Annotated in this window: 14 protein-coding genes; 11 read left to right on the top strand and 3 right to left on the bottom strand. The window is 68.2% G+C overall.

Annotated features, from left to right (window positions below):
- Window positions 1-3 precede the first annotated feature (3 nt).
- From QRN34_RS02810 to QRN34_RS02760, 11 genes are all read left to right on the top strand, one after another.
- Window positions 4-909 carry a dihydrodipicolinate synthase family protein gene (locus QRN34_RS02810; RefSeq protein WP_285401782.1) on the top strand — a complete coding sequence of 302 codons (906 nt, stop codon included), beginning with the start codon at window positions 4-6 and terminating at the stop codon, window positions 907-909.
- A gap of 3 nt (window positions 910-912) precedes the next feature.
- Window positions 913-2,508, top strand: coding sequence for an aldehyde dehydrogenase family protein (locus QRN34_RS02805; RefSeq protein WP_285401780.1), 1,596 nt, complete (start codon window positions 913-915; stop codon window positions 2,506-2,508).
- Window positions 2,505-3,707, top strand: coding sequence for a Xaa-Pro peptidase family protein (locus QRN34_RS02800; RefSeq protein ID WP_285401778.1), 1,203 nt, complete (start codon window positions 2,505-2,507; stop codon window positions 3,705-3,707). Before QRN34_RS02805 ends, QRN34_RS02800 begins: the two co-directional genes overlap by 4 nt.
- A 23-nt stretch (window positions 3,708-3,730) precedes the next feature.
- Window positions 3,731-5,518, top strand: a complete 1,788-nt coding sequence (locus tag QRN34_RS02795) for a DUF885 family protein (RefSeq protein WP_285401776.1) — start codon at window positions 3,731-3,733, stop codon at window positions 5,516-5,518.
- 52 nt (window positions 5,519-5,570) lie between these two features.
- Window positions 5,571-7,301: a DUF885 family protein gene (locus QRN34_RS02790; RefSeq protein WP_285401839.1), complete on the top strand. Its 1,731-nt coding sequence runs from the start codon at window positions 5,571-5,573 to the stop codon at window positions 7,299-7,301.
- Window positions 7,298-8,881, top strand: a complete 1,584-nt coding sequence (locus tag QRN34_RS02785) for an APC family permease (protein ID WP_285401774.1) — start codon at window positions 7,298-7,300, stop codon at window positions 8,879-8,881. Before QRN34_RS02790 ends, QRN34_RS02785 begins: the two co-directional genes overlap by 4 nt.
- Window positions 8,882-8,897: 16 nt before the next feature.
- Entirely contained in the window at window positions 8,898-11,273 is a 2,376-nt protein-coding gene (locus tag QRN34_RS02780; RefSeq protein WP_285401838.1) for a Tat pathway signal protein, read from the top strand.
- A gap of 143 nt (window positions 11,274-11,416) precedes the next feature.
- Window positions 11,417-13,354 (top strand): glycoside hydrolase family 127 protein, encoded by a 1,938-nt coding sequence (locus QRN34_RS02775; protein WP_285401772.1) that lies wholly within the window; start codon window positions 11,417-11,419, stop codon window positions 13,352-13,354.
- A 94-nt stretch (window positions 13,355-13,448) separates the two neighbouring features.
- A complete protein-coding gene (locus QRN34_RS02770; RefSeq protein WP_285401770.1) occupies window positions 13,449-16,355 on the top strand; it encodes a TonB-dependent receptor in 2,907 nt (968 codons plus the stop codon).
- A 17-nt stretch (window positions 16,356-16,372) separates the two neighbouring features.
- Window positions 16,373-18,022 (top strand): DUF5597 domain-containing protein, encoded by a 1,650-nt coding sequence (locus tag QRN34_RS02765; protein WP_285401837.1) that lies wholly within the window; start codon window positions 16,373-16,375, stop codon window positions 18,020-18,022.
- A 319-nt stretch (window positions 18,023-18,341) separates the two neighbouring features.
- On the top strand, window positions 18,342-19,163 hold the full coding sequence (locus QRN34_RS02760; protein ID WP_285401768.1) for an alpha/beta hydrolase: 822 nt from the start codon (window positions 18,342-18,344) through the stop codon (window positions 19,161-19,163).
- Between the two features lie 89 nt (window positions 19,164-19,252).
- Here the strand turns inward: QRN34_RS02760 and QRN34_RS02755 are convergent, their stop codons facing one another.
- The 3 genes from QRN34_RS02755 to QRN34_RS02745 all read right to left on the bottom strand — a co-directional run bounded on the left by QRN34_RS02755 (window position 19,253) and on the right by QRN34_RS02745 (window position 22,484).
- Window positions 19,253-20,338 (bottom strand): serine hydrolase, encoded by a 1,086-nt coding sequence (locus tag QRN34_RS02755; RefSeq protein WP_285401766.1) that lies wholly within the window; start codon window positions 20,336-20,338, stop codon window positions 19,253-19,255.
- Window positions 20,339-20,414: 76 nt separating this feature from the next.
- Window positions 20,415-21,824 carry a sugar porter family MFS transporter gene (locus QRN34_RS02750; protein ID WP_285401764.1) on the bottom strand — a complete coding sequence of 470 codons (1,410 nt, stop codon included), beginning with the start codon at window positions 21,822-21,824 and terminating at the stop codon, window positions 20,415-20,417.
- Between the two features lie 27 nt (window positions 21,825-21,851).
- Window positions 21,852-22,484 (bottom strand): nucleoside/nucleotide kinase family protein, encoded by a 633-nt coding sequence (locus tag QRN34_RS02745; RefSeq protein ID WP_285401762.1) that lies wholly within the window; start codon window positions 22,482-22,484, stop codon window positions 21,852-21,854.
- Between the last annotated feature and the right edge of the window lie 57 nt (window positions 22,485-22,541).

Below are 22,541 nucleotides of genomic sequence, written 5' to 3'. Positions count from 1 at the left end.
CACATGAGCAACGCATCCCTCTGGCACGGCGTCCTTCCCGCCATCACCACCCCGTTCACGGCCGACGGCCAGATCGACCATGACTTCCTCGCCAGGCATGCCGTGCAGATGATCGACGCCGGTTGCAAGGGCATCGTGCCGCTCGGTTCGCTGGGCGAAGCGGCCACCCTGAGCTTCGACGACAAGACGGCGGTGCTGCGCACGCTGGTCAAGGCCCTCGACGGCCGCGCACCGGTGATCCCGGGCATCGCCTCGCTCTCCACCGACGAGGCGGTTCGCCTTGCCAAGGAAGCCAAGGCCATCGGCTGTGCCGGCCTGATGGTGCTGCCGCCGTACGTGTACTCGACCGACTGGCGCGAGATGAGCGCGCACGCCAAGGCCGTGATCGCCGCGACCGACCTGCCCTGCATGCTCTACAACAACCCGGTGGCCTACAAGACCGATTTCACCCCCGAGCAGATGGCCGAACTGGCCGGCCAGCACGCCAACCTGCAGGCCGTGAAGGAATCCTCGGGCGACGTGCGTCGCTTCGCCGCCATCCGCGCGCTGGTGGGCGATCGCCTCCAGCTGCTGGTCGGCATGGACGATGCGCTGGTGGAAGGCGTGAGCATGGGTGCGGTGGGCTGGGTGGCCGGCCTGGTCAACGCGTATCCGGCGGAATCGGTGAAGCTGTTCGAGCTGGCCCGCGACGGTGGCGCCAAGGCGGCGGAATCGCTGTATGCCTGGTTCCTGCCGCTGCTGCGCCTGGATACGGTGCCGACCTTCGTGCAGCTGATCAAGCTGGTACAGGCGCGCGTGGGCATGGGCAGCGAAACCGTACGCGCCCCGCGCCTGCCGGTGGTCGGTGCCGAGCGCGAGTACGCCATGAAGGTGATCGACCACGCGATCGCCACCCGGCCGGGGCTCTGATCCATGAGCGACCAGCCGCAGGTACTGATCGGCGGACGGTGGCGCGCGGCCGATGCGCCCACCGGGACGTTCCGCGCCGAGGACCCCACGCGGGGTGAAGCGATCGGGCCGGCTTTCCCGATCAGTAGCGCGGCGGATACGGAGGCGGCCCTCGTGGCCGCCGTTTCGGTCGCCGCCGACCTCGCGGCGCTGCCGCCGGAATGCATCGCCGATTTCCTCGAGCGCTACGCCGACGGTATCGATGCCGATGCGGAGACGCTGGTCGCGCTGGCCGCCGCCGAGACGGCGTTGCCGGCGGAGCCACGCCTGCGCTCGGTAGAACTGCCCCGCGCCAGCGGCCAGTTGCGCCAGGCCGCGCGTGCGGTGCGCGAGCATGCATGGAGCGATGCCACGATCGATACCGCCAGCGGGCTGCGTGCGCATCGCGCGCCGCTGGGCAAGCCGGTGCTGGTGTTCGGGCCCAATAACTTCCCGTTCGCCTTCAACGCCGTGGCCGGCAGCGATTTCGCGTCCGCCATCGCGGCCCGCAACCCGGTGATCGCCAAGGCGCATCCGTCGCACCCGTCCACATCGCGGCGGCTGGCGCAGATCGCGCGCGATGCCGTGCAGGCGGCCGGCCTGCCGCCCGCGTCGGTGCAGATGCTCTATCACTTCGACAACGCGACGGGCGCGGCCCTGGCCGGCGATCCCCGCCTGGGCGCGATTGGCTTCACCGGCAGCCGTGCCGGTGGCCTCGCCCTGAAGCAGGCCGCCGATGCCGCGGGCGTGCCCATCTACGCGGAGATGTCCAGCGTCAACCCGGTGTTCCTGTTGCCCGGCGCGCTGGCCGAGCAGGCCGACACCCTGGCGGAGGCGTTCTTCACCTCCTGCACCATGGGCAGCGGCCAGTTCTGCACCAATCCCGGTATCGTCGTGGTGCCGGCGGGCGCCGCCGGCGATGCCTTCGTCGCCGCGGCCACGCGTCGTTTCGCCGAAGCCGCGCCGCGGCCGCTGTTTTCCCGGGGTGTCCTCGACAGCCTGACCCAGGCCGTCGCCGGGTTGACCGCGGCCGGCGCGACCGTGCTCGCCGGCGGCAGCGCGGGCAAGGACGCCGGCTACCGTTTCCAGCCGACGCTGCTGACCGTACACGCCGAGGCGTTCCTGAAGGATGCACGCGCCCTGCAGGCCGAGGCATTCGGCCCGGTCAGCCTGCTGGTCCGCGTCGACGACGACGCGGCGTTCGCTGGCGTGGCCGAGGCGTTCGAGGGCAACCTCACCGGCACGCTCTACCGGGCGGCCGACGGCCGCGACGACGCGCTGTGGCAAGCCATCGCACGCCACCTGCGGCCGCGCGTGGGACGTCTCATCGCCAACCGCATGCCCACCGGCGTGGCGGTCAGTGCCGCGATGAACCATGGCGGGCCCTTCCCCGCTACCAGCCATGCCGGCTTCACGGCCGTCGGCATGCCCGCGGCCATCCATCGCTTCACCGCGCTGCACAGCTACGACAACGTCCCCGACGCGCTGCTGCCGGTGAACCTGCGCGACCGCAACCCCGGCGGCGTGCAGCGCCGGATCGACGGTCGCTGGACCACCGCGGACGTGGGAGCCGACGCATGAACGCGCAGATCGGACACCTGGGTATCGAACGTGCGCGCGCCGCGTGCACGCCGTGGACCGCGCTCGCCCCGCGCATCGGCACCGACGAATACCTGGGCCGACTGGCGCGTGCGCAGCGCCTGCTGGAGGCCACGGGAGCCGATGCGCTGCTGGTCACCGCCGGCACGTCGTTGCGTTATTTCACCGGCATTCCCTGGGGCGCCACGGAACGCCTGGTCGGCATGCTGCTGCCCAGGCAGGGCGATGCGGTGCTGATCTGCCCGGCCTTCGAGGAAGGCTCGTTGCAGGCCGAACTGGCGCATCCGCTGCCGATGCTGTTCTGGGAAGAACACGAGGATCCCCACGCGCTGGTTGCCTCGTGCATGGCATCGCGTGGCGCACGCACGCTGGCGCTCGACCCGGCGGCACCCTTCGGCGTGTTCTCCGGCCTGGCTGCCGCGCTAGGTACGCGCGACATCGTGGATGCCACGCCGGTGATCGACGGCTGCCGTGGCTGCAAGTCGCCCGCCGAGCTGGGGCTGATGAAGCAGGCCACGGCGATGACGCTGAAAGTGCAGGCCCTGGCCGCCGGCATGCTGCACGAAGGCGTTGCCGCGGGCGAGGTGAAGCGCTTCATCGACACCGCGCATCGCGCGCTCGGCGCGGACAACGGGTCCACCTTCTGCATCGTGCAGTTCGGCACGGCCACGTCCTTCCCGCATGGCGTGCCCGGCGAGCAATACCTCGAACAGGACCAGGTGGTGCTGATCGACACCGGGTGCAGCGTGGCGGGCTACCAGTCCGACATCACCCGCACCTATGTCTTCGGCACGCCGAATGCCGAGCAGTCGCGCATCTGGGACCTGGAGCGCGCCGCGCAACAGGCCGCCTTCGACGCGGTACGGCCCGGCGTGGCCTGTGCCGATGTCGACGCGGCCGCGCGTCGCGTGATCGAGGCCGGCGGCCTGGGGCCGGATTATCGCCTGCCCGGCTTGCCCCACCGCACCGGACACGGCTGCGGCATGGCCATCCACGAGGCACCCTATCTGGTGCGTGGCAACCAGGCGCCGCTCGCGCCCGGCAACTGCTGCAGCGACGAACCGATGATCGTCATCCCGGGGCGCTTCGGCATCCGTCTCGAGGATCATTTCTACGTGACCGAGGACGGCGGCGCCTGGTTCACCGCGCCGTCGCCGTCGATAGACCAACCGTTTGCGTGACGTTCCACCGAAGGGGGTATCGCATGACTCGTTTCCCGGCCGCTCGCGGCGTGTTGCTCGCGTGCCTGATCGCCGCGACCGCTGTTCCCGCCCATGCGGCCGAGGCGCCGACCGGTCCGGCCAAGGCGTTCGATGCCCTGGTCGCCGAACGCTGGGCCTACCAGCTGAAGGAAAGCCCGGAGCTGGCCACCACCATCGGCGACTATCGCTACAACGACCGCTGGACGGATTATTCGCTGGCCCATGTGGCCGTGGACGGCAAGGCCACCGCGGCATTCCTGCGCCGCTTCGAGGCGGTGGACGTCGCGAAGCTGGACGAGCAGCGCCGCCTCAGCCAGGCCATGGCCGTGCGCGAACTGAAGGATCGCCTGGAAGCGATCCGCCTGAAGAACCACGAGATGCCGCTGGACCAGCTGGGCGGTGTGCAGCTGCAACTGCCCGGATTCGTGCCGACCATCCCGTTCGACTCCACGCAGCATTACGACCAGTACCTGGTGCGACTGAAGGCCATTCCCCGTGTTATCGACCAGCTGATCGCCGCGTCGCGGCAAGGCATGACGGACGAGCTGATGCAGCCGCGCTACCTGCTGGAAAAGGTGGCCGTGCAGGCACGGCAGATCGCCGAACCGGCTGGCGCGGCCAACGTGTTCGGCCAGCCGGTGGACGCTATGCCTGCCAGCATGTCGGCGAAGGACAAGGCACGGCTGAAGCAGGCCATCCTCGCGGCCGTGGACGAACAGGTGCGTCCCGCGTACCGCAAGCTGGCTGACTTCGTCGCCAACGATTACGCGCCGCACGGGCGCACGCAGGAAGGCATCTGGTCGCTGCCCGACGGCGAGGCGCGCTACCGCTTCGCCATCCACACGCAGACCACCACCGACCTGGACCCGCAGCGTATCCACCAGATCGGCCTGGACGAGGTCAAGCGCATCGAGGGCGAGATGACCGCCATCGCGCACCAGCTGGGTTACGCCGACCTGCCCGCGTTCCGCGCCGCGATCGTCAAGGACCCGAAACGCTACGCCACCTCGCGCGAGCAGATCCTGGACCTTTACCGCGGCTACATCGCCGGCATGCAGCCTGAACTGCCGAAGCTGTTCGGCCACCTGCCGACCACGGCGCTGAAAGTGCAGGCGGTGGAGGCGTATCGCGAGAAGGATGCGCCCGGCGCCGAATACCACCAGGGCACGCCGGACGGCAAACGCCCCGGCGTGGTCTTCGTCAACACCGGCGACTTCGCGCAGCGCACGCTGTACACCATCGAAGACACCGCCTACCACGAGGGCGTGCCGGGCCATCACCTGCAGATCTCGATCGCGCAGGGCCTGCCGTTGCCGCCGTTCCGCCAGCAGGCCGCGTACAACGCCTATATCGAGGGGTGGGCGCTGTATGCCGAGAAGCTGGCCAGGGAAGCGGGCTTCTACAAGGATCCGTACAACGACTATGGCCGTCTCAGCGGCGATCTGCTGCGCGCCGATCGACTCGTGCTCGACACCGGCGTGCATGCGCTGCACTGGACGCGCCAGCAGATGATCGACTTCTTCCACGCCCACCCGGCGGAAGACGAGCCCAGCATGCAGGCCGAGACCGATCGTTACATCGCCTGGCCCGGGCAGGCGCTGGGCTACAAGCTGGGCCAGCTGAAATTCCTCGAACTGCGCCAGCGCGCGGAAAAGGCGCTGGGCCCCGCGTTCGACATCCGCGCGTTCCACGACCAGATGCTGTCCGGTGGCGCCATGCCGCTGGAACTGCTGGAAGCGCGCACCGATGCCTGGATCGCCACCATCAAGGCGGCATCCACCCCTCATTGACCGGAGAGTCGCCATGTCCCGTTCCCTCGTCGGTATCGCCTGCCTGCTCGGCATGGCGGCCCTCGCTACCCCTACACACGCCGAGGACGTGGGCCGACGTTTCCGCGATATCGCCACGCGCGAATACACGTGGCGGCAGGCGCAGTTCGCCGGTGCCGACGACGAGAACGGACCGGCGGCACCGTCGGATCACCTGCCACGGGTGGACGCCGCCACGCAGGCCACGCGCGAACGCTACTGGAGCGACGTGCTCACGCAGTTGCAGGGCGTCGACCCTGCGCGGCTGACCGGCGAGGATCCGACCAATTACGCCGTGTACCGGCAACAGGTGGAGGTGCTGCTGGCCGACCAGCGCTTCCATACCTGGCAGATGCCGTTCAACGCGGACTCCGCGTTCTGGAGCAACCTGGGTTTCAGTGCGCGCGCCACGTTCACCGATGCCGCGTCGTACCGTCATTACCTGGCCCGCCTGCGCGACGTGCCGCGTTACTTCGACGAGGAAACGGCGGCCATGCGCCTGGGCCTGGCGCGCGGTTTCAGCCAGCCGAAACTCGTGGTGGCCAGCCAGTACGACGGCATCCGCAGCGTGGCCGATGCCGCGGGTGAAGCGAACCTGTTCTATACGCCGTTCCTCAAGATGTCGCCGACCATCCCCGCGGCGGAACAGGCCCGGTTGCGCGACGAGGCGAAGAAGGCGATAGAGACCCAGGTGCGACCCGCATACGCCCACCTGCTGGCTTTCATGCGCAACGAGTATTACCCGGCCGCGCGCGACGGGCTGGCCGCCGAGGACCTGCCTGACGGCGTGGCCTTCTACCGTTCGCAGATCCTCGAATACACCACGCTGGACAAGAGCCCGGACGAGATCCACGCGCTGGGCCTGAAGGAGATGGCCGATATCCACGGCCAGATGCTGGCGGTGATGCGCGAGGTGAACTTCAAGGGCACCTTCCCCGAATTCCTGCATTTCCTGCGTACCGACCCGCAGTTCTACGCCAAGACGCCGGACGAGCTGCTGAAAGACGCCGCGTGGATCGCCAAGGAAGTGGATGCCGTGGTCGGCGACTACATCGGGCTGCTGCCGCGCCGCCGTTTCGCGATCAAACCGGTGCCCGCCGACCTCGCGCCGATCTATACGGGCGGCCGCGGCGGCCCGGGGATTTATCTGGTCAACACGTACAACCTGCCTTCGCGGCCCCTGTATTCGCTGCCGGCGCTGACCCTGCACGAATCCTCGCCGGGGCACGCCCTGCAGATGCCGCTGGCCGCCGAGACCGCCGGCCTGCCGGACTATCGTCGCTACGGTTTCATCTCCGCCTATGGCGAAGGCTGGGCGCTGTATTGCGAATACCTGGGCCAGGAGATGGGCATCTACCACACGCCGTACGAGCGCTTCGGTTACCTCAGTTACCAGGCGTGGCGTGCGGCACGACTGGTCGTGGACACCGGCATCCATCACCTGCACTGGACGCGCGAGCAGGCGCGCCAGTACCTGCGGGACAACACCGCGCTGGCCGAGCACGAGATCGACACCGAGGTGGATCGCTATATCGCGTGGCCGGGCCAGGCGCTGTCGTATTACCTGGGCGAGATGGCCATCCGCGAGGGGCGTGCGCGGGCGACGAAGGCGCTGGGTGAACGCTTCGACATCCGTGCCTTCCACGACACCGTGCTGTCCACCGGCTCCGTGCCGCTGCCCGTGCTGAACCAGCGGATCGATGCCTTCATCGCCGGCGGCGGCAAGTCGCCCTACGCGTCCACCGCGGGAGCGCCACGTCCATGAGCGACATGCCGAACGACACCCAGGGTCACTTCCACAAGCGCCTCACCCTGGTCGACCTGACCTTCATCGGGCTGGGCGCGATCTTCGGCTCCGGCTGGCTGTTCGCGGCCGGCCACGTGGCCGCGCTGGCCGGCCCGGCGGGCATCGTCTCCTGGCTGATCGGTGGCGCCGCGGTGCTGTTGCTGGGCCTGGTCTACTGCGAACTCGGCGCCGCGTTGCCCCGCGCGGGCGGTGCCGTGCGCTATCCCGAGTACTCGCACGGCGCCCTGCTGGGCGCCTTGATGGGCTTCATCACGCTCATCGCCTTCTCCAGCCTGATCGCCATCGAGACCGTGGCCTGCCGGCAATACGCCGCCGCCTGGCTGCCCGCGCTGAACGTGCCCGGCAGCACGCATGCCAGCGTGCTGGGCTGGTTCGTGCAGCTGGCCTTGCTGCTGCTGTTCTTCGCGCTCAACTACTACAGCGTGAAAACCTTCGCCAAGGCCAACAACATCATCAGCGTGTTCAAGTTCGTGGTGCCCGTGCTGGTCATCGTGATGCTGCTGACCCACTTCCATCCCGCCAACCTGAGCATCCACGGCCTCGCCCCCAACGGCCTGTCCGGCGTGGAAGCCGCGGTATCCGCCGGCGGCATCATCTTCGCCTATCTGGGTCTCACGCCCATCGTCTCGGTGGCCAGCGAGGTACGCGATCCCCAGCGCACCATTCCCATCGCGCTGATCCTTTCCGTGGTGCTGTCCACCGTGATCTACGTGCTGCTGCAGCTGGCGTTCCTGGGTGGCATTCCCACCGACATGCTGGCCGGCGGCTGGAGCGGCATGGACAAGGCGTTCGCCCTGCCCTACCACGACATCGCGCTGGCGCTCGGCTTCGGCTGGCTGGCCACGCTGGTGGTCTGCGACGCGGTGATCTCGCCCAGCGGCACGGGCAACATCTACATGAACGCCACACCGCGCATCGTCTACGGCTGGGCCCGCAGCGGTGGCTTCTTCCCGGCGCTCACACGGATCGACCGCGCCTCGGGCATCCCACGGCCGGCCTTGTGGCTGACCCTGGCCCTGTCCATCTTCTGGACGCTGCCGTTTCCCTCGTGGGAGGCGCTGATCCAGGTGGTCTCGGCCGCGCTGGTACTCAGCTACGCGGTGGCCCCGGTCACCGTCGCGGCGCTGCGCCGCAGCGCGCCGGCACTCGAACGCCCGTTCCGCGTGCGTGGCTTCGCCGTCATCGGGCCCGTGTCGTTCGCCGTGGCCGGACTGATCGTCTACTGGTCCGGCTGGAGCACGGTGTCGTGGCTGCTCGGCCTGCAGATCGCCATGTTCGCCGGGTATGTACTGGTCAAGCGCGCCACGGGCGCACCCCGCGCGCTGCTCGCCCAGCAGGTGCGCTCGGCGGCATGGCTGATCGGCTTCTATGTCGTCATCATCGCCGCGTCCGCGCTGGGTACGTTCGGCGGCAACGGCAGCCTGCCCCATCCCTGGGATTCCGTCGTGGTGCTGGTGGCGTCCGTGGCCATCTACTACTGGGGTGCCTGCACAGGGCTGCCCGCTTCCGCGCTTGCCCTGGACGACGACGATGAGTGACCCCGACCGCTCGCCGATGGCGCGCCGCGACTTCCTGCGCACCCTCGCCGCCGCCAGCGCGGCGGCCGGCCTCGCACCCCTGTCGGCCGAAGCAGTGTGGCGCGGCGATACCGGCGCGGCATCCGTCTCTCCCACCACCGGTGCCCCACCACCCGCCGCGCGGGTGCCCTTGCCTGGCGTGTCCCTCGACGGCTTCGCGCCCGTGGCGACCTTCCGCGACGGCGATCGCACGTGGCGCGTGCTGGAGAACCTGCGCCACACGGATGGCGACCTCGTGCTCACCGACGGCACGCAGGCCGTGGTGATCGGCAAGCGAACCGAGGCCACCTGGGACGAGTCCGACAAGCCGTACCTCGGCCTCGCACTGGCTGAGATCGCGGTCGCCGGCCCCGACCTGCTCGCCGACCGCCTGCTGGCCAAGGGGCAGCCCGACGAAGACCAGGTGCGGCGGGCCGCGCCGCCGCCGGCCTCGGTGCTTAACCCGGAGGACTATTACGGCCGCCTGCCGTGGACGACCTTCGTCGGCACCCGCCAGTGCCTGGACACGATGCCGGTCTACACCTCCGGCAGCACGCGCGGCTACCACGCCGACCAGGCCTTCGCCGACCTGCACGACCCGAAGAAAGTGGCCCGCCGTCGCGAAGGCCTGCTCGGTGGCTGGCTGCCGGCGGTGCACAAGGTCGTGCCGATCGATGCGGAGCGCTGGTACGACGTGATCGTCTTCGCCGACGTGGATGCCACGGATCGCTTCGTGGTGCAGACCTGGCATCGCACGGCGCTCGTCGAACGTGGCGCGATGACCCGTGTCGTCTACGGGCACAGCTACCCGGCCTGCCCGCCGCGAAGGCAGGCTCCCACCGCCGATGCGTTCCACGCCGCGTTGCTGCGCTTCCACGACCGCTGGCATGCCGAACTGGCCGACATGGCGGTGGCGACGATACCGGCCCCCGGCTGGGCGGACATGGCGCGCTACGCGTTCGCGCGCGAGCTGGTCGTACGGCCGGAGGGCACCTATCCCAAGTACGGCGCGGTGGATCGCGACTACTACGGCAACGAGTACGACGGCTTCCAGGACACCTTCACCAGTTCGCTCTACGCCAACCTGGAATGGGGTCGCTTCGCCCAGGCCGCTGCGGTGTTCGACGGCTATTTCACCGATTTCGTCCAGCCCGACGGCATGATCAACATGCGCGGCGCGGAGATGGGCCAGTTCGGCCTCACGCTTTCGCTGATCGCGCGATACGTGGCCTACACGGGCGACGTGGCGCTGTGCCGCAAGCACCGCGCGAAGATCCAGGCCACCGCGGCCATCCTGCTGGAACTGCATGATGCGTCACTGACACTCCCCGCCGGCGACCCCGGCCATGGCCTCATCCACGGCTGGAACGAGTCCGACGCCTGCCTGTTCCCCGATCCCATGCTGTGGTGGAAGCCGTACTTCGCCAACAGCGCGCTGGCCGTGCGCGGACTCACCGATCTGGCCGGCGCATGGTCACGTATCGCACCGGGCGACATCGCCACCGCGTCGCATTGGACGACGCGCGCCACCGCCCTGCGCGAGCGGCTGGTGGCCAGTGTGCGCGCCAGCGTGCGCCACGACCTCAAGCCGCCTTACGTGCCGCCGTTGCCCGGCGTGAAGCGTACCTTCCGCGAGGCACTCGCCGCCGAACATCCCAGCGAGCAGCAATGGCCGCACCGCGCCTATGCGGAGCTGTTGCAGGCCGATGTGCTGCCTGACGACCTGGCGCACCGGGTGATCGACGCGATGCGCGGCCACGGGGCGACCAGCCTGGGTGTCGTGGCCAACATCGGCCCGGTGGACCCGAAGAGCCGCGATATCCTCGGTTTCATCTCTTACGGCTACGCGCAGCAGCTGCTGCGCCTGGATCGCGTGGACGAATACCTGCTGTTCCTCTACGCGCACCGCTACCACGGGCATACGCCCGGCAGCTGGACCGCCGGCGAGGTCACCGATATCGCCGGCGGCATGCCGCTGTTCTGCATGCCGGCGCAGATGACGATTCCTCTCCTGCTGCGCTGGGCCTTCGTCCACGACGACAGCGCGGGTGACACCTTGCACCTGGGCCGCGCCGTGCCGCATGCCTGGTGGGCCGGGAACCATGCGCTGTCCTTCGATGCAGCGCCGACACGGTGGGGACGGTGCAGCCTGCAACTGCTACGCAGCGCGGGTACGCTGGCCGCCACGGTCGTGCTGCCCGACGCAGCGACGCCGAAGGAAGTGTGGGTCACGCTGCGCACGCCGCCACAGGCAACGCGTGGCGCGGTGCGGGTCGACGGTGCCGCCGTACCGGTCGGCGACCTGCGCGGCGAGCACATCCGCCTGCACGGCCGTCCCGGGCAGCGGATCGAGGTCACGCTGGCCTTCACGTGACCCGAGGCTATGCAGGATGCCGCACCGGCGTCTTGTAAATGACACAAGACGCTGCCGGTGCGTGACGTCACGATGAAAGCGCGCATCGGGGGGTGCGCGGGTACGCCGGGCCTGATGCGCGGCGGCCACGCGGTGGGGGCGACATGCACGAATCGGACGAACGCAGGCGATTTCTGAAAACGGGTGCCATCGCACTCGCCAGCGCCTTGGCCGCGCCGCGGTTGCAGGCCTTCGATACCGCCGACCCGGCCAGCGCGACCGCCGTGGCCGCACGCGAAAAACCGGTATGCCGGATGCAGCCTTTCGCGCTGAATCAGGTCCGCCTGCTGGACAGCGATTTCAGCCGAGCCGCGGCGATCAACCTCGATTACCTGCACAGCCTGCCCGTGGACCGCCTGGCGCACAGTTTCCGTATACAGGCCGGCCAGCCTTCCACCGCGAAGCCGCTGGGCGGCTGGGAAAAACCCGATTGCGAACTGCGCGGCCATTTCACCGGTGGGCATTACCTCTCGGCGGCCGCCATCGCTTGGTCCGCGCATGGCGATGCCACGCTGAAGGCGCGAGGCGATGAACTGGTCGGCATCCTGGCCGGTTGCCAGCGACCCAACGGCTACCTCAGCGCCTTCCCCGAATCGTTCTTCGACCGGCTGAGCGCCGGCCAGAAGGTCTGGGCGCCGTTCTACACGGTGCACAAGATCCAGGCCGGCATGCTCGACATGTACCGGCTGGCCGGCAACACGCAGGCCCTTGCCGTCGCCAGGGGCATCGGTAACTGGACCGTGCGCTGGCTGAACGGGTTCTCCGATACGGACATCGCGCACATCCTCAAGACCGAATACGGCGGCATGAACGAATCGATGGCGCACCTGTACGCCATCACCGGCGACACCCGATACCTGGATGCCGCGCACCGGTTCGACCAGGTGTCGCTGTTCGATCCGCTGGCCTCGCATCGCGACGAGCTGAAGGGCCTGCACAGCAACACGCAGATCCCCAAGGTGATAGGCGCGGCACGCCGGTATGAGCTGACCGGTGAGCCGCGCTATCGGCGCATCGCGGAATTCTTCTGGGAAACGGTGACGCAGAACCGCACCTACGCCACCGGCGGCTCCAGCAACGACGAATTCTGGAAAACCGGCCCGGGTGACCTGAAGGACCAGCTGGGCTTGTACGCGGCGGAATGCTGCGTGGCCTACAACCTGCTCAAGCTCACGCGGCATGTCTACGCGTGGAGCGGCGATCCGCGCGCCTTCGACTACTACGAGCGCAACCTCTACAACGCCCGCCTGGGCACGCAGGACGCCCAGGGAATGAAGCTTTATTACTACTCGCTGCAGCCCGGTGGCGCGAAGTTCTACAACTCGCCCATGGACTCGTTCTGGTGCTGCACCGGCAGCGGCGCGGAGGAGTTCGCCCGCTTCAACGACGCGATCTATTTCCGCGACGACGACGCGCTGCACGTCAACCTGTTCATCCCGTCCGAGCTGGACTGGCCCGAGATGGGCCTGACCCTGCGCCAGGACACCGGTTTCCCGCGCGAAGCGGCCACGCATTTCCGGTTCACGCTGAAGCAGCCGCGCGACATCGCCCTCAACCTGCGCATCCCCTCGTGGATCGCCCCGGGCGCGCGCGTCGAGGTGAACGGTGAAGCCCTGGACACCTTTGCGTCCCCGGGCAGCTACCTCACCCTGCGGCGCACCTGGCAGACGGGCGACCGCGTGTCGCTCACGCTGCCCATGGCGCTGCGCAGCGTGACCCTGCCCGGCGACGACACGTTGCAGGCGGTGACGATCGGTCCAATCGTGCTGGCGGCGCGGCTGGGATCGAAGGGCCTCACGCACGACCAGCAGTACGGCCGCTACGAATCGGGTCCGTCACCCGAACCCAAACCCCAGCCCGCACCGCAGATCGCGCCGGACGATGCGCATCCACTGGCGTGGCTGGTGCCGACGGACACCCCGCTCACCTACCGTGCCACCACCCGGCACGGCGTGATCGACGTGGCACCGCTGAATACGATCCAGGGCGAGCGTTACGCCGTGTACTGGCAAACCGAAGGCGCCGCCCCCGGCGCCACCTGAGCTTCAAGGCCACCACGCATTCCACCCACCCCGACCGGTCCACGGACCGTTCGACGGCTTCGTGCACCTTTTCGCCACCGCCCCGAGGAACGCCATGTATCCACGCCATCGCACCAGGTCCGACCGCTCCTCCTGTCCGGGGTTTTCCGCGCGGCTCGTCGGCACGACGTTGCAGGCCGCGATCGCGCTGGCGCTACTGGGAACCTGCGCCACCTCGCAGGCGCAGGACACCCCGAAGGACGCCAGCGCCACCGAGGCGAAAACACTCGACGCGGTGACCGTCACGGGGTCCCGCATCCGCCGCGTGGACACCGAGACGGCCAATCCCGTGGTGACGCTGGATCGCGCCGCCATCGAGGCCACCGGCAAGCCGACGCTGGGCGACCTGGTCCAGGAGTTGCCTTCCATCGCTGGCAACGCGACCAATCCCAATACCAACAGCGGCGGCGGCACCGGCGCCTCCACGGTGTCGCTGCGTGGCTTGGGCGACAAGCGCACGCTGATCCTGGTCAATGGCGTGCGCCTGGCCTACAACGATGTCAACGCCATTCCGGCGAGCATGATCGAGCGCGTCGAGGTGCTCAGCGACGGTGCCTCGGCCGTGTATGGCTCGGATGCCATCGGCGGCGTGGTCAACTTCATCCTGCGCGACCACTTCGACGGCGTGCAGCTGTCCAGCGACTTCGGCACCAGCAAGCGCAGCGACGGCAACCGGCGGAACTTCGCACTGACCGCCGGGCACACCGGCAGCAACTACAGCGTCATCGCCGGGCTGTCGTACAACGACATCGACGCCGTATCGGCGGCCGCGCGTCCGTACTCGAAAGATGCCTTGTACCTGACGGACGGCGTCCCGGTGAAGCAGGGCTCATCCGCCACGCCCGGCGGCTCGGTCAATTTCAACGACGGCTCCGACGCCGCCACGGCGCTGGCCGCCGCGTCCGGCTGCTCGCGCGTCACCCTCAACCCCGGCGTGACCGGGCAGCCGGGCCCCGGCGATTTCCACTGCTACCACGGCAGCGATTCGTACAACTACCAGCCCTACAACCTGTTGCAGACGCCGCAGAAGCGCACGAACGCCTTCGTCCTGGGCAAATACCAGTTCACGCCCTCGGTGCAGGGCTACGTCAACGCCTATTTCAGCAAGACCAAGTCGTCGTCGGTGATCGCGCCGATCCCCGTGTTCGCCAACGGCGACAATTTCCTGGTGTCCTCCGCCAGCGTGTACAACCCGTTCGGCGTGAACTTCGGCACCGACCGCGCCACGGGCACGTCGTACAACGACCTCAACACACGCGCCACGGTGCTGGGCAACCGCAGCTACCAGTACAACACGTACAACCTGCAGGTGAACCCGGGGTTGCGCGGCGCGTTCGGCGACAGCACCTGGCAATGGTCCACCGATATCAACTACGGCCGCGTGCGCCAGATATCGCGCAACAACGGCTTCCTGGACTATGCGCAGTTCAACCAGGCGGTGGGGCCGTCGTTCCGCGATACCGACGGTACCGTGCGCTGCGGCAGCGCCGGCAACGCGGTTGCCGGCTGCACGCCGCTGGACATCTTCAACCTCAACGCGCCGTCCAGCCTGGCCACGTTGCAGTCGATGATCGTCAACCCGACGGTCAGCAGCGTCTACACCGTGAAGCAGTGGGAAGCCAATGCCAACGGCAACCTGTTCGACCTGCCCGCCGGCACGGTGAGCCTCGCCACCGGCGTGTCCTATCGCAAGGAGAGCACCTCCACGCAGGCCGACCCGCTGTGGACCGGCGACGAGAACGGACTGTGCGGGGTGGTCGAGTTCTGCGCTTCCACGCTGGCCGGCGGTTTCAACGTCAAGGAAGCCTATGCGGAGGCGCTGGTGCCCCTGCTGTCCGACCTGCCGGGCATCCGCTCGCTCAACCTGACGCTGGGCTCGCGCTGGTCCGACTACAGCACGGTGGGCAGCAAGACCAACAGCAAGGTGGCGCTGGAATGGCGTCCGCTGGACGACCTGCTGTTGCGCGGTACGGTCTCGCAGGTGTTCCGTGCACCCAACACCAGCGAACTGTACGCGGGCGTAGCCGGCGATTCGGCCACCGCCAACGACCCGTGCAACGGCTACACCGGGGGGCATGACGTGGCCTGCGCCAACGTGCCTACCGATGGCTCCTACCGCCAGGCCGACGGCCAGGTGTCGGGCAAGGCGTCGGGCTCGGTGCTGGCCGGCTACCAGCTCAAGCCGGAAACCGGGCGCTCGTACGACATCGGCCTGGTCTACGATCCGCACTGGCTGGACGGCCTGTCCTTCAGCGTGGACAGCTGGAAGATCAACCTCAAGGACACGATCTCCCAGGTGTCGGCGCAAACGGTGCTGAACCAGTGCTACGCCAATCCGGCCAGCGCCTTCTGTGCGCTGGTGCATCGCAACGGCAACGGCACCATCAACTACGTGGCCGAGCCCACCGTCAACCTCGGCAAGCTGTGGGCGGCCGGCACCGATGTCGGCCTGGCGTATCGCTTTCCCGAAACGGCCTACGGCAAGTTCGCCGCCTCGCTCAACGGCACCTACGTGAAGCGATACGACATCAACCCCGATACCACCGACCCGCATTCGGTGGTGATCCACAACGCCGGCATCTACACCTATTCCTACGGCAATTTCCCCCGCTGGCGCGGCCTGGGCACGCTGAACTGGTCGATGGGCAACTTCAGCGCCTCGTGGCGGCTGCGCTATGTCGGCCGCACGCAGATCGGCAGCAGCGACCTCACCCAGGGGCTTTCGGCGGATGCCGCCCTGCCGGGCATCGAGCGCAAGATCGGCGCGTACGTCTACCACAACGTGCAGGTTGCCTATAAGGTCGAACCCTGGCACACGCGCTTCGAGCTCGGTGTCGACAACCTGGCCGACAAGCAACCGCCGCTGTATTTCGCCAATAACGTGACCAACGCCAATACCGACGTCGCCACCTACGACCTGCTGGGCCGCTATTACTGGATGCGCGCCACGGTGTCGTTTTGATCCGCCTGCCGGGCCGCGTGCGTGCCTTCGCCTCGGCGCGGGCCGTCGCCCTGGCGGGTGCCCTGGTCCTGGCCAGCGCACCGGCGCTCGCCGCGCAGCTGCCCCAGGTGGTGCATGCAAACGGACGCCACGCGCTGCAGGTGGACGGCAAGCCCTACACGCTGCTGGCCGTGCAGCTGCATAACTCCAGCGCATGGCCCGCCATCCTGCCCGAGGTGTGGGACGAGGTGCTCGCGCTGCATCCGAACACCCTGGAGGCGCCGGTCTACTGGGAACAATTCGAGCCCTCCCGGGGACGCTACGACACGGCCAACCTCGACGCGCTGATTGCCGGCGCCCGAGCGCACGGCCTGCACCTGGTGGTGCTCTGGTTCGGCAGCTGGAAGAACGGCCAGATGCACTACGTGCCGGAATGGATGAAGGCCGATCCCGCCCGCTACCCGCGGGCGCTGGACGAACACGGCACGCCGCTGGAAGATCTCTCGCCCTACGCCGATGCCAACCTGCACGCGGACCAGACCGCGTTTGCCGCCCTCATGGACCACCTGCGCAAGGTGGACGGCGATCGCCACACCGTGATCATGGTGCAGGTGGAAAACGAGCCCGGCAGCATCGGTGCCATCCGCGACCACTGCCCGGCAGCGGAGCGCGCGTTCGCCGCGCAGGTGCCCGAGGCACTGGCGCAGGCCCTGCACCGGCCGCCCGGCCGCACCTGGACGGCGACCTTTGGTGCCGATGCCGACGAGCAGTTCAACGCCTACGGCATCGCGCGCTACATCGATCAGGTGGCGGCCAGCGGCAAGGCGCGCTACGCGCTGCCGATGTACGTCAACACGTGGCTGCGCTACAAGGGCAAGCACATGCCCGGCTACGACTATCCCAGCGGCGGCGCCACCTGGAATGTGCTGGACACCTGGAAGGCCAGCGCACCGCACATCGACCTGATCGGCACCGACCTTTACAGCACCGACTACCACGAGTTCACCAAGGTGGTCGGCCAGTACACCCGCCCCGACAACCCGCCGTGGATCTCCGAGACCGGCTACGACGCCGGCAACGCGCCCTACCTGTTCCACGTGCTCGCGCAGGGCGGCGTGGGTTTCTCGATCTTCGGCGTGGACCACGCCGCCGACACCGCGGAACGCAAGGCCGCCACCGAAGCACACGCACGCAACTTCGCCCTGCTCGGCCCCATCCAGGGCCTGGTCGCCGACGCCGCGTTCAAGGGCACCCTCAGGGCCGCCGTGGAGCAACGCGGCCAACCGAAAACGGACATCGCGCTGGGCGATGGCTGGACGGCCCATGTGTCCTACGGCGCCCCGGCGTGGGGCGACGCGCCGTCGGAACTGCCGGGCAATCCCACCGCGGATGGCCACATCCTGCTGCTGCCGCTGGGCAACAACGAGTACCTGCTGGTCGGCTTCCACGCGCGCGTGGAGTTCGAACGCAGCCGCCAGGACGGCCGCATGGGCCAGCTGCTGCGCGTGGAGGAAGGCGGGTACCGTGACGACGCCTGGGTGTCCCGCCGCTGGTGGAACGGCGACGAGACCGACTACGGCCTCAACCTCGGCGACCGTCCGGTTTACCTCCGGGTGCGTTTGGGGGATTTTCCCGCCGCCCTCACCGACACCGCCGATCACACCGTTCCCGCCGATCCCGCCCCGTAGGAGCGCACGATGTGCGCGAACCCTCTGCGTTGCTATGGCGAATGAGGCCATGCGCGACCTGAAGGCAGGCGTTTCCGTGCGCCGAGAAGAGCGAATAGCGGATTCACGGAAGCGCTCGCAGCGATGGGGTGCATGGCTTCGTTCGCCATAGCGACGCAGAGGGTTCGCGCACATCGTGCGCTCCTACACGCGCCCGCGCCGACACGGGTGTACGCGAGCCGACGCGGGCGTCTACGTGCGGTTGCGGGCGTACACGCGCAGATGCGGGCGTCCGCGTTACCCTTCAGCTTCCCTCCCGGAACCGAAGAAGGCCAACGCTATGTCATTCATCACGACGCGAGACGGCACGCAGATCTACTACAAGGACTGGGGCACCGGCCAGCCGGTCGTCTTCCACCACGGTTGGCCGCTGAGTGCGGACGACTGGGACGCGCAGATGATGTTCTTCCTCGCCCACGGTTTTCGCGTCATCGCGCATGACCGCCGGGGCCACGGGCGTTCGTCGCAGACGGCGACCGGCAACGACATGGACACCTACGCGGCCGACGTGGCCGAACTGGCCGCGCACCTGGACCTGAAGGACGCCGTGCACATCGGCCATTCCACCGGCGGCGGCGAAGTGGCGCGCTACGTGGCGCGTCACGGCAAGGGCCGTGTGGCCAAGGCCGTGCTGGTCAGCGCAGTGCCGCCGATCATGGTCAAGACGCCGGCCAATCCCGGCGGCCTGGACATCTCGGTGTTCGACGGCTTCCGCACGTCGCTGGCGGACAACCGCGCGCAGTTCTACCGCGAGGTGCCCATTCCCTTCTACGGCTTCAACCGCCCGGGCGTGACCACGCTCGACGGCGTGGTCGACAACTGGTGGCGCCAGGGCATGATGGGCGGCATCAAGGCCCATTACGACTGCATCAAGGCGTTCTCGGAAACCGACTTCACCGACGACCTCAAGGCCATCACCGTACCCACGCTGGTCATGCACGGTGACGACGACCAGATCGTGCCCTACGAGGATGCGGGCGTGCTTTCCGCCAAGCTCGTTCCGGGCGCCCAGCTGAAGCTCTACAAGGGCTACCCGCACGGCATGCTGACCCTGCATGCGGATGTCATCAACCCGGACCTGCTGGCCTTCATCAAGGCCTGAGGTAAGTCGACATGCCACGCGCCGCGATCCGGCGTGTGGCATGTGGCATGTGGCGTGGTCGGACGACGGGGCGTTATCGGGCCCGGGCGTTACCGCAACTGCGCCGCAACCAGCGCGCCCAGTTCCCTGAACCAGGCGGCACGCTCATCGTCCGTCGACGTGGTATCGCGCAGGAAGGCGGCTACGATGGCGCGCTTGCCGTTGGGCGCGGTCACGATGGCCATGTCGTTCCAGGCGGCGATGCGCTTGCCGTAACTCGATCCGGTACCGGTCTTGTCAGCGATGCTGAAGCCCGCCGGTAGGCCGGCGCGGATGCGCGTGGGCACGACCTGCGCCTGCATCAGGGACAGCAGATAGCGCGTCGAGACGGGCGACAGCAGTTCGCCGGCCTGCAGCTTGCGCAGGAACGTGGCCGCGCCGTCCAGCGTGGTGGTGTTCTGCGGCATGGCGATGGCAGCGTCGTAGCCGCGACGCAGCCGCGCATCCTTAGCCTGCGCGGTCTCGTGTGCCGGGGCCACTGTGCCGTCGGCCAGGCCGTCGAACACGTGACCGATCTCCCGCTCGCCCACGTCGATGCGCATGCCATGGACGCCTTTACCGTCGAGGTACGCCGTGACCGTGGGGCCGCCGCCGAGCAGCTTGAGCAATGCGTCCACGGCCGTGTTGTCGCTCTGCGAGACCGACGCCGACAGCAGTTCGGCCAACGTGACATCGATGGCACCTTTCGCCGCCCGCGTGCCGATCGACGGTACCGCGGCGCCGCCCACCACGTCGGCGGGCGTCAGGTGCACGGTCTGGTCCAGGTGCAGCGTGCCGGCGTCCACACGCTGCAACACGGCGGCGGCGACCGGCGCCTTGAACACGCTCATCAGCATGTAGGCGCGGTCGTCGCCGACCCGCGCCGTGGTGCCGTCGTCCAGGTTCATCACGATGATGCCGAAGTGGGCGGGCCTGGCCTTGTCGGCAAGCGACTGCAGCGAGGCCTGCAAGACGGCCGACCGGTCTGCCGCACCGGTGGCCTTCGGTGCATCGGTATCCACGGCGGCGGGCGTGGCGCCCGTTGCGGCAGCTGCGGGAACGCCCGCAGCGGCGTCGTCACCCGCGGCCATCGCCGTCATCGGCGCCAGGGACAAGGCCAGTGCCAGCGACAGCGCGATAAGGGTGGGTTTCAACATGACGTGGTGTTCCTTGGGTTGAGGCACGCCATGCTGGATCACGCCCGGGCGCTTTTGCGGGCAAGGCCCTGTCGGATCAACGATGCCTGCTGCGCTTCTGCTGGAACGGGTAGAAGCGTTCCTCGCGCAGTTCGTGCTCGATCTGCTCCAGGCTCTTGCCCATCGTCTCGGGCACCATGTAGTAGATGAACACCAGCGCGCCCAGGGAAATCACCGCGTACAGCCAGAACGTGTGCGAGGCACCCAGCCAGGTCACCAGCGACAACGTGCTCAGCGTCACCAGCAGATCGAAGAACCAGTGGCTGAAGGCGCCCAGGCTGGCGCCCTTGCCGCGGACGAACAACGGGTACACCTCGGAATTGATCAGCCAGATGCACACGCCGAAGCCACCGCAGTTGAACATCAGGTAGGCGGCCAGGCAGGCCACCACCAGCACGCGGCTGAGATCCGTCTGCGGCCCCTGCCCTTCGAACAGGATGCCCATGACCACCAGCGCCACGATGGAGCCGGGGATCATCCACAGCAGGTAGCGACGCCGGCCGATGCGGTCGACCAGGATGCTGCCGATGACCGTCATGATGACGACCAGAATGGTGCTGCCGCCGGTGCCCAGCACGGCCCACTTGTCCGAGAAGCCGGCCTTGGTGAGGATGGTCGGGGCGTAGTAGATCAGCGCGTTGTTACCGGTGATCTGGGAAAACATCGAGATGCTCGCACCGACGATCACCGCCGGGCGGATCCACGGCTTGGCCAGGTCGCGCCAGCGGCCGGTCTCCTGGTTGTCGGACACGCCCTCGATTTCGGTCACCTCGCGCTCGGCAAGGCCACGGTCGCCGCGCACGCGGGTCAGCACGTCGATCGCCTCCTGCTTGCGACCCTTGGTCACCAGCCAGCGCGGGCTCTCGGGCAGGATGGCCATGCCACCCAGCAGGATCACCGCCGGCACCAGGCCCAGGCCGAACATCCAGCGCCAGTGCTCACCGAGGAAGAAACCCGTGAAATAGGCCACGGTGATGCCGAACACCACCATGAACTGGAACAGCACCACCATCTTGCCGCGATGCTTGGGCGGCGATACTTCCGCGATGTACACCGGGATGATCTGCGTGGAACTGCCTGCCGAGAGGCCCAGCAGGAAACGTGACGCGATCAGCATTTCCACGCTCGTCGACATCGCCGAGGCGATCGAGCCCAGCGCGAACAGCACGCCCACGAAGATGACCATGCGCCGGCGACCGAGGCGATCGGACAACGGGCCGGTGCCGAGGCAGCCGAACAGCGCGCCGAAGATGATCGCGCCCGTGACCAGCTGCTTGGTCGTGTCGTCCATCGCGAACTCACGGCCGAGGCCCAGGAGCGCGACGCCGATCACGCCGGTGTCGTAGCCGAACAGCAGTCCGCCGAGCGCGGCGATCACCGCGATACCGACGACCAGGCCAGTGCTGCCACCGGCGCTGTCGGCGTTGGAGGGATTTACCGCTTGCATGCCTGTCTCCTTACACGTCGAACGATGTCATGCGGTCGCATCGAGGCTGACCCGCACATTGAAATCCGCACGCCCCGCCGTCGCCGCGATGCGGCGGCCGTTGGGTTCGTCGGTGTGTTCGATCCAGTCGAGCGCCGCTTGCCGCGTGCGCCCGTAGTGCATGTGCCGCTGCAACAGCTGCTCGCGGCGCTGTGCGTCGTCCACCTCGACAAACCACACCTCGTCGAGCAGGCCATGCACGTCCTGCCAGCCATCCGCATCCAGCAGCAGGTAGTTGCCTTCGGTGACGATCAGCCGGGCATCGGAAGGCACGGCGATCTCACCGGCCACGGGCTCCTCGATCTCGCGGTGGAAAGCCGGTGCGTAGACGATCTCGCCCGGCACCGGGTCGCGCAGCCGGCGCAGCAACGCCACGTAGCCGGCGGCGTCGAAGGTATCGGGGGCACCCTTGCGCGACGCCCGGCCCAGTCGGGCCAGTTCCGCATTGGCCAGATGGAAACCATCCATCGGCACGCCGACCGCATGGGGGCCGACGTGCTCGAGGATTTGCGCCACGAGCGTGGACTTACCCGCGCCCGGCAAGCCGGCGATACCGAGGATGCGGCGACCGCCGCCCTGCATGAGTGCGTCCAGGCGCTCGCTCGCTTTGGAATCGATCAAGGGCTTTTGCCGGTGGAAAAAGTCCGACAAAAGCTAATGAAGGCCGTGTGTGCGCAA

The sequence above is a fragment of the Luteibacter sp. ME-Dv--P-043b genome (assembly GCF_030209605.1).
GTDB lineage: Bacteria > Pseudomonadota > Gammaproteobacteria > Xanthomonadales > Rhodanobacteraceae > Luteibacter.
Note: the sequence above shows the minus strand (reverse complement) of the source record. Positions and strands in the feature narration are given on the sequence as shown.

Coding starts and splice junctions, on each gene's coding strand:
- QRN34_RS02800 (WP_285401778.1), top strand. CDS start 2,505: ATGAACGCGCAGATCGGACACCTGGGTATCGAACGTGCGCGCGCCGCG.
- QRN34_RS02780 (WP_285401838.1), top strand. CDS start 8,898: ATGGCGCGCCGCGACTTCCTGCGCACCCTCGCCGCCGCCAGCGCGGCG.
- QRN34_RS02760 (WP_285401768.1), top strand. CDS start 18,342: ATGTCATTCATCACGACGCGAGACGGCACGCAGATCTACTACAAGGAC.
- QRN34_RS02775 (WP_285401772.1), top strand. CDS start 11,417: ATGCACGAATCGGACGAACGCAGGCGATTTCTGAAAACGGGTGCCATC.
- QRN34_RS02795 (WP_285401776.1), top strand. CDS start 3,731: ATGACTCGTTTCCCGGCCGCTCGCGGCGTGTTGCTCGCGTGCCTGATC.
- QRN34_RS02790 (WP_285401839.1), top strand. CDS start 5,571: ATGGCGGCCCTCGCTACCCCTACACACGCCGAGGACGTGGGCCGACGT.
- QRN34_RS02770 (WP_285401770.1), top strand. CDS start 13,449: ATGTATCCACGCCATCGCACCAGGTCCGACCGCTCCTCCTGTCCGGGG.
- QRN34_RS02810 (WP_285401782.1), top strand. CDS start 4: ATGAGCAACGCATCCCTCTGGCACGGCGTCCTTCCCGCCATCACCACC.
- QRN34_RS02755 (WP_285401766.1), bottom strand. CDS start 20,338: ATGTTGAAACCCACCCTTATCGCGCTGTCGCTGGCACTGGCCTTGTCC.
- QRN34_RS02750 (WP_285401764.1), bottom strand. CDS start 21,824: ATGCAAGCGGTAAATCCCTCCAACGCCGACAGCGCCGGTGGCAGCACT.
- QRN34_RS02805 (WP_285401780.1), top strand. CDS start 913: ATGAGCGACCAGCCGCAGGTACTGATCGGCGGACGGTGGCGCGCGGCC.
- QRN34_RS02785 (WP_285401774.1), top strand. CDS start 7,298: ATGAGCGACATGCCGAACGACACCCAGGGTCACTTCCACAAGCGCCTC.